This is a genomic window from Streptomyces sp. NPDC048523, assembly GCF_043199815.1.
GTDB lineage: Bacteria > Actinomycetota > Actinomycetes > Streptomycetales > Streptomycetaceae > Streptomyces.
The window spans coordinates 55,635-57,339 of the sequence record NZ_JBICWQ010000019.1 but is presented as its reverse complement, the minus strand read 5'-3'; the positions used below and the strand labels follow the sequence as shown (position 1 = coordinate 57,339).

Sequence of the window (1,705 nt, the reverse complement as noted above, 5' to 3'; positions counted from 1 at the left end):
GGTTCACCGCCGCCGACGGCACCCCCCGCCTCGCCACCACCGGCGCCGACGACCAGAGGGTGCACATCTGGAACCCCGCCACCGGACTACCGGACGGCGACATTGGCATCGGCCACCTCCACCGGGTGCACGTGATGGTGGGGTTCGCCGCGGCCGACGGCACCCCCCGCCTGGCCACCACCGGCGTCGGCGACCAGAGGGTGCGCATCTGGAATCCGGCCACCGGACGATGGGACGGCGACATCCACACTGGCCACCCCTTCGGAGTGCGGGCGCTGGTGGGGTTCACCGCCGCCGACGGCACCCCCCGCCTGGCCACCACCGGCGCCGGCGACCAGAGGGTGCACATCTGGAACCCCGCCACCGGACTACCGGACAGCGACATCCACACCGGCCACCCCGGCGGTGTGCACGTGATGGTGGGGTTCACCGCGGCCGACGGCACCCCCCGCCTCGCCACCGCCGCCGGCGCCGACGGGAGCGTTCGCATCTGGGACCCGGCCACCGGACCACAGGACAGCGACACCCACACCGGCCACCCCGGCGGTGTGCAGACGCTGGCGGGATTCACCGCGGCCGACGGCACCCCCCGCCTCGCCACCATCACCGAGGAACAGAGGGTGCACATCTGGGACCCGGCCACCGGACTACCGGACAGCGACATCCACGGCCTGCACACTGGCCACCCCCTCGGAGTGGGGGCGCTGGTGGGGTTCACCGCGGCCGACGGCACCCCCCGCCTCGCCACCGCCGGCGCCGACGGGAGCGTTCGCATCTGGGACCCGGCCACCGGACCACAGGACAGCGACACCCACACTGGCCACCCCGGCGGTGTGCGGGCGCTGGTGGGGTTCACCGCGGCCGACGGCACCCCCCGCCTGGCCACCGCCGGCGCCGACGACCAGAGGTTGCGGATCTGGGACCCGGCCACCGGACGACCGGACGGCGACATCCACACTGGCCACCCCGGCGGTGTGCGGGTGCTGGTGGGGTTCGACGCGGCTGACGGCACCCCCCGCCTGGCCACCACCGACGCCGACGGGAGCGTGCGGATCTGGGACCCGGCCACCGGACGACCGGACGGCACCCTCCAAATCGCCCACCCCGGCGGTGCGCGGGCGCTGGTGGGGTTCACCGCGGCCGACGGCACCCCCCGCCTGGCCACCGCCGGCGCCGACGACCAGAGGGTGCGGATCTGGGACCCGGCCACCGGACGAGAGGACAGCGACATCCACATCGACCGCTTCCTCCGGGTGCGGGCGCTGGCGGGATTCACCGTGGCTGACGGCACCCCCCGCCTCGCTACCACCGGCGCCGACGGGAACGTGCGGATCTGGGACCCGGCCACCGGACGAGAGGACAGCGACATCCACACCGGCCGAGCCGGCGGTATGCGGGCGCTGGCGGGATTCACCGTGGCTGACGGCACCCCCCGCCTCGCCACCGCCAGCGCCGACGGGAGCGTGCGGATCTGGGACCCGGCCACCGGACCACAGGACAGCGACATCCACATCGACCGCTTCCATCGGGTGCGGGCGCTGGCGGGATTCACCGCGGCTGACGGCACCCCCCGCCTCGCCACCGCCAGCGCCGACGGGAGCGTTCGCATCTGGGACCCGGCCACCGGACCACAGGACAGCGACATCCACATCGACCGCTTCCATCGGGTGCGGGCGCTGGCGGGATTCACCGCGGCTGACGGCAC

At 74.7% G+C, this 1,705-nt stretch carries 1 protein-coding gene; it reads left to right on the top strand.

Features of this window, described 5'->3' with window-relative positions:
* The coding region (locus ACGFWE_RS42925) for a WD40 repeat domain-containing protein (protein ID WP_393606075.1) at window positions 1–1,705 on the top strand (1,705 nt) is incomplete at both ends.